Genomic DNA, 237 nt, shown 5'->3' with positions numbered 1-237 from the left:
GAGTTATTCCAGCGGCCAAATATTTGGTGTTTTCTCATAAGGGAAATATGCCTCAAATAGCTATTGATGCATGGACGGAAATTTGGGAATATTTTTCCAACCCTGGTTCTGAATATAAAAGGGTTTATTCAACTGACTTTGAATATTACCCCAGTGCCGATGCAATTGAAGTTCATATAGCCGTGCTATAGCTGTATAGTTGGCACGGGTGTTTGTTGTTCTGTATTAATCATTATC

At 38.0% G+C, this 237-nt stretch carries 1 protein-coding gene; it reads left to right on the top strand.

The window, feature by feature from the left end:
- A partial coding sequence (locus tag Q4563_RS22550) for a GyrI-like domain-containing protein (RefSeq protein WP_303606136.1) occupies positions 1-191 on the top strand: 191 nt, incomplete at its 5' end.
- Between the last annotated feature and the right edge of the window lie 46 nt (positions 192-237).

Source organism: Gilvimarinus sp. 1_MG-2023, from assembly GCF_030548285.1.
The sequence above is the reverse complement of the archived record's forward strand: the minus strand, read 5'-3'. Positions and strand labels throughout refer to the sequence as shown.